This is a genomic window from Kitasatospora sp. NPDC057198 (genome assembly GCF_042670125.1).
In the GTDB taxonomy this organism is placed as follows: domain Bacteria; phylum Actinomycetota; class Actinomycetes; order Streptomycetales; family Streptomycetaceae; genus Kitasatospora.
In genome coordinates this window covers 1-5,580 of the sequence record NZ_JBHUWH010000490.1, presented here as the reverse complement: position 1 = coordinate 5,580, position 5,580 = coordinate 1, and the positions used below count along the sequence as shown (strand labels likewise).

Genomic DNA, 5,580 nt, shown 5'->3' with positions numbered 1-5,580 from the left:
CGCCACGACCACGTCGACGCGGGGGGTGCGGGTCCCGGCGGGTGCGGCCGGGCTCACGCGCCGCCGTCCGCGGGGCGGGCGCCGCCGCCGTTGGCGGACTCCTCGCCGAACGGGTCGAGCTTGTCGATGTAGCCGACCGTGATCTCCTCGGCGCTGTAGCCGGTCCGCTCGGCGACGTCGCCGAGCACGCCGCTGTAGGCGGCGGTGTCCAGCGCGGTGGCCTCCGGGACGTGCACGGTCACCAGGTTGCGGTCGGGCGAGACGCCGTCCAGCGGGAAGCCCGGCTTCGACTCGACCCGGACGGTGGCGGGGAACCTGCCGTCGCCGACCGTGTAGCGGCGGGTCTCCACGATGCCGAAGTGGTGCCACTCCTTCGCCGCCTGGGCGAGCTGCTCCTTGTACTCGCCGCGCAGGCCGCGCAGCCAGGAGGCTCGGCGGGCGAACGCGTCCAGCCGCTCGTCCTCCGAACTCCCGCTGCCGCCTTCCTTGTTGACGATCCGGAAGTCCTCCTCGGTGAGCACGTGGTTGGGCACCCGGGCGGGCCAGAAGGTCGGCAGGTGCGGGTCGTAGCGGCCCTTGGGCAGGGCCTTGAACTCGTAGCCGGAGCGGCAGCTGGCGGTGTCGGTCTGCCAGGGGATCGCCATCCAGCGGGTCAGCCCGCCGGGCGGCTGGGCGTGCAGCGGGCCGTCGGCGCCCAGGGCCCGCTCGGCGCTCAGCTGTTGGCCGTAGTCGGGCTCGGGGTCGTTCTCGGCGCGGTGCAGGATCCGGAACGGCTCCTGGTACATGGTGGTGTGCCGGATCGGCCAGGTGACCTCGCAGCCGGGGTGGAAGGCGTCGGCGAGGCAGAAGTCCAGGGCGGCGCGGTCCAGCAGGCCGGGCTGCTCGGCGACGGGCGCGTCCTCCAGCCGGGCCGGGAAGTCGGGGACGGCGGCGGTGCTGAACTCCCCGTCCGCCCACTTCTCCAACTGCGCGATCTGGGTGGGGGAGAGCGTCATGTACTGCAGCTGCGACTTGGGCTTGCTCGCCATGCCGTCGCCGTAGAACCACGGCCAGGGCAGCGGGGAGAGGCCGCCGTCGCGCTCGTAGTCGCGCATCGCGGTGTAGACCTGGCGGCGCAGCTCCCGGTTGCGCTCGGCCCTGCTGGAGAGCCGGTCGTACAGCGCGGGGGCCATGAAGTCCTCGGGGCCGCCGAAGCCGTAGTGGGTGGCGTAGCCCTTGTTGACCCACTGGAGTTCGCAGAAGCGGTACAGGACCGGCCTGATGTCCCGCTCGAACACCACCTCCCCGCTCGCGCCGCCGGGCTGCTCGGGGCGGAAGACGTCGTGCAGCAGGTCCCACAGGGTGCGCGGGGTCTTCACGTCCGGGGCGAAGTTGGGCGGGCCGACCACCACCCAGGCGCCCTTGACCTCGACGGCCCTGCCGTTCAGCTTCAGCGTGGCGGTGACCGGGCCGTCGGAGGTGTCGTCGTACCAGCCGTCGTTGTTGCCGAAGGAGAGCAGCGGATCGCCGCCGGGGGAGGCGGAGGTGCCGGCGCCGCCGAGGACGACCAGCCGGCCCTCCTCGTCGGCCTGCATCCGGCCCAGCGGGACGGGGACGCCGAAGCAGGAGCCGCCGGTGAACTCCACCGGCCCCTTGCTGCCGGGGGCGAGCGTCTTGCGGCCGGGGTCGATGACCAGGTGGGAGCGGTCCGCGTGGTCGGGCTTGGCGTTGCGGAGCCGGGACGCCATGCCCTTCATGTCGGGGATGTCCAGGGCGAGGTCGAAGTTGTACCAGGCGGCCTTGCGGTTGGCCACGTGCACCGCCCACTCGACCTCCACCCCGGCCTCGGAGGGCTTCAACTCCCGCACCACGCGGCCCTGGGCGTCGTAGCCGTAGATCCGGAACCGGGCGGCCTGGCGCTTGACCGCCCCGGCGGCGTCCTTGTAGAAGCCGACCGGTGCCGGTTCGGGGGCGGGCGTCTCGGGGCCGTGGAACCAGCCGTCCGCTGCGGTGCTGTTGCCGACGCGGGCCACCCCGATCGCGGGGTGGATCTTCGCGTAGGCGATCTCGTCTGTCATCGGTCGCGCTGTCCTCTCGTGGACGGGGCGGAGGCGCGGGAGAGCTGGACCGCGGCCTCGCTCCGACGGGTCGTACTCGAAGGAATCGGTCGGCGCAACGGCTTCCGCGACCCCGGACGCACCGAACTCACCTGAATGCCGGGCGCGCGCGACACGGCCCGGCGTGCGCCGCCCCGAGCACGACGCGCGCCCGGACGCGTTCCACCCCCCCCGGGCGCCGCCCGGCGCCGCCCGCCGCCGTGGGGGCGTCAGACCCGGTGGGCGGCGACGTAGCGGGCCGGGTCGGTGCGCAGGTCGCCGTGCCAGCGCTCCAGGTGCCGGTGGGCGAAGGTGCGGCCGGTGGCGGCGATCTCGTCCAGCGGGTCGAGCAGGGCGGGGACGTGCGGGGGCTCCAGCCCGGCGGCGACGCGGGCTTCCAGGCCGGTGCGGGCCAGGCGGAGCAGTTCGGCGGCCAGCGGGCGGACGGGGGTGTCGCCGAGGCGGGTGTCCAGGCCGCGGGCGGGCAGTTCGGCGCGGGCCGCGCGGTGCTCGGCGGCAGTGTGCCCCCGCGTCAACTCCCAGGCGGCTTCCCGCGATTCGGGGTGGTAGGTCAGGCCGGTCCACAGCGCGGGCAGCGCGCCGAGGTGGGCCGCGGGCGGGCCGTCGGCGCCGCGCAGCTCCAGGGTGCGGCGCACCCGGGTGTCGGTCCACAGCTGGGAGAGGTGGGCGGCCCAGTGCGCGGCGGTGGGCCCGGCACCGTCGTCCAGGCCGTCCCGGAGCAGGTCGGCGAAACTGCCGCCGGGGGCGCGGCGGTAGCGGCCGTCGGCGGTGCGGTAGTGGATCAGCGGGACGCCCAGCGCCCAGTCGACGACGTCCCCGGCGCCCACGTCGGCGTGCAGTGCGGGCGGCAGCAGGCCCGTGCGGAGCGGGTCGGTCCGCAGCCACGCCCAGGACCGGTGGGACAGCACACCGCACGGACGGCCTTCCAGCAGCGGGGAGTTGACCAGCAGCGCGGAGACCACCGGGGCGGCAGCGGTCTGCATCCGCAGCTTGCGGGTGAAGTCCTCGGGGCCGAGGAAGTCCAGGGTGGCCTGGGTGGAGAGCGACAGCGCCATCACGTGCGGCGCCCGCTCCCCGGCCGGGCCGAGGCCGGCGAAGTACCGGCGCATGGCCGCGCCGCGGGTCATCGGCACCCACTCCACGTCGGCCAGCCGCCCGAAGGGCAGGTTGCCGCCAGGGACGACGGCCAGGCCGAAGCCGTCCGCCAGGTCGGCCAGCCGCTCCAGCGCCGCCCGCACCTCGTCCACGGCCTTCCCGACGCCGGGCGCGGGCGTCGAGGAGTACTCGACCTGCCCGCCGTGCTCCAGGGTGACGCTGCTGCCGTCGGGCAGCCGGACGCCGGTCAACTGCCCGGTGTCGTCCTCGGGTTCGCCGCCCCAGCGCCGCAGCACCGCCTCCAGCACGGCCCGCGCCCCGCGCGGGCCCGAGTAGCGGGCGCCGACGCCGGTCGCCCGGTCGAGCAGGCCGCACTCCACCTCCACCCCGACCCGCTCGACGGCGCCCGGCGCGGGCGTCAGCGGGGCGAGCAGGTCGGCGCGGCCGAGCGGCTCCCGGCCGCTCACCGGGCCGCTCACCGGGCCGCTCACCGGAGGACCGCCGGGGCCGCGTCCCGGGCCTGCCCGGCGTGGTCGAGCAGGGTACGGACGGCGTGCAGCGCGGACTGCACCGCGCCCTGGCACCAGGCGTGCGCCCCGGACAGGTGCTCGCCCGCGAAGAACAGCCGCGGCCGCCCGGCCGGGTGCGGGGCGCCCAGCACGGACAGGTACCGGGCGTGCTCGCCGGGCGTGAGGTGGGCGAACGCCCCGCCGCCCATGCCGGTCTGCACGTCCCAGTTGCAGTGGACGATGTCGTCGACGTCCGCGCTGATGCCGGGGTGCAGCTTCTCCAGGCACTCCAGCACCAGCGCGTCCCGGTCGGCCCGCTCCAGCGCGGCGAACCGGCGGGCGTTGGCCCCCCACAGGTAGGCGCCGAGCAGCGCCGCGGGCTGCGCCGAGCGCAGCGGGTCGCGGGCCTCCCAGCGGGGCGTGCCGGAGCCGTTGACGCCGCCGTCGGTGCGCACCGCGTTGTCGGACGGGTACCAGACCTGCTGCACGGGCAGGTCGGTGAAGCTGCCGCCGCCGTGGATGCCGTCCTGGCTCTCCCAGCGGCGGCGGGTCACGTGCAGGACGGCCTTGGCGCTGCTGGCGTAGCTGATGCCGCGCACGGCGTGCCGCTGCGGGTGGGGCAGGCCGGGGGTGAGGGTGATCTGGTCGAGCGCGGGCGCGGGCACGCAGCACACCGCGAAGTCGGCGCGCTCGTCGAACCGTCCGCCGATGCGCCGGCCGCGCACCCGCACGCCGTCGCCGGTCAGGGCGAGTTCGTCGATCCGGCTGGACAGCCGCAGCGTGCCGGGGCGCAGGGCGCGGACGAAGGCGCGGGCGAGGGAGTCGAAGCCGTCGGAGAGCTCGACCTGCCCGCGGTGGAACAGGCCGAAGTAGTCGACCAGCACCTCCAGCAGCGAGGACTGCTCGTAGTGGGCGAGCCCGCTGGCGTGGCCGAACAGGTCCCAGGCGTCCTGGGACAGGTGCTCGTGGACGAACTGCCACAGCGACACCGAGGCGGCCCGCTCCAGCGCCGGGTCGTCCCAGTGGCCCTCCAGGGCCCGGCGCTGCTGCTCGGTGCTGAAGGACCGCCAGACCGGGCCGAGGACCCGGTCCAGCAGCGCGGACGGCTCGTGGCGCTCGTCCGGCCCCAGCGCGAAGGCCGGGAACAGCGAGGCGACCTCCCGCACCCGGACCCGGCGGCCGCGCAGGTGGTAGAGGGCCTGCGGGTTGTAGTTGACGAAGGTGCGGGTCGCCAGGCGGAAGCGCGCCACGTAGTGCAGCACGCAGTGGTGGTTGGTGGGGATGCGCATCGCGCCGAGGTCGGCGTGGGTGCCGTCCCAGAACCGGTGGGTGCGCACCCGGCCGCCGGGGCGGTGGCCGCGTTCGTGGACCGTCACGTCGAAGCCGCGCCGCTGCAACTCGTACGCGCACACCAGCCCGGCGATGCCCGCTCCGATCACGGCGACCCGGCCGCCCGGACCGGCCGTCGGTCTCAACAGGTCGTCGGGGAAGGCGAAACTGGTGTCGAACACGGATGGCGACCCTTCGGCGGAGGGCTCCGGCAGGAGCCCGGACGGACCTGACGGAGAGGACGGGTGGAGCCCGCGGACGGCGGAACGGGCCGCCCGCGGGGCGGGGCCGGTCAGATCCCGGCCGGGAGCCGGCTGATCGGCCACCGGACGCCGCTGCCGCCGAGCCGGGGGGAGCGGGCCACGGCGGCGGTCACCGTCTCCGCGACCGCGGCGGGGACGACCTGCACGGCGGCCGTGAAGGCGCGCCCGTCGCGGTGGCGGGGGCCGCGCGCGCCGGGCCCCCCGCGGCGGCCGGTGGGGTGTGCCGCCGGCCCCCCGCCCCCCGCCGCCCGGTGTCCGGTTTTGTGCCGGTGCAGGGTGGCCAGCACA

The 5,580-nt window shown here is 75.9% G+C and carries 3 protein-coding genes and 1 pseudogene; all 4 read right to left on the bottom strand.

The genetic code is table 11. The features are described 5' to 3' along the window. Nucleotides 1-53 precede the first annotated feature (53 nt). Entirely contained in the window at nucleotides 54-2,057 is a 2,004-nt protein-coding gene (locus tag ACFUEL_RS33915) for a LodA/GoxA family CTQ-dependent oxidase (RefSeq protein WP_380241131.1), read from the bottom strand. 248 nt (nucleotides 2,058-2,305) lie between these two features. Continuing rightward, nucleotides 2,306-3,670: a glutamate-cysteine ligase family protein gene (locus ACFUEL_RS33910; RefSeq protein ID WP_380241129.1), complete on the bottom strand. Its 1,365-nt coding sequence runs from the start codon at nucleotides 3,668-3,670 to the stop codon at nucleotides 2,306-2,308. Nucleotides 3,671-3,678: 8 nt separating this feature from the next. Beyond that, nucleotides 3,679-5,211: a flavin monoamine oxidase family protein gene (locus ACFUEL_RS33905; protein WP_380241127.1), complete on the bottom strand. Its 1,533-nt coding sequence runs from the start codon at nucleotides 5,209-5,211 to the stop codon at nucleotides 3,679-3,681. 110 nt (nucleotides 5,212-5,321) lie between these two features. After that, nucleotides 5,322-5,580: pseudogene (locus tag ACFUEL_RS33900) on the bottom strand (hypothetical protein); the annotation flags it as partial.

Excerpts from the sequence above, each read along its gene's own strand:
- ACFUEL_RS33915 (WP_380241131.1), bottom strand. The coding sequence starts at position 2,057 with ATGACAGACGAGATCGCCTACGCGAAGATCCACCCCGCGATCGGGGTG.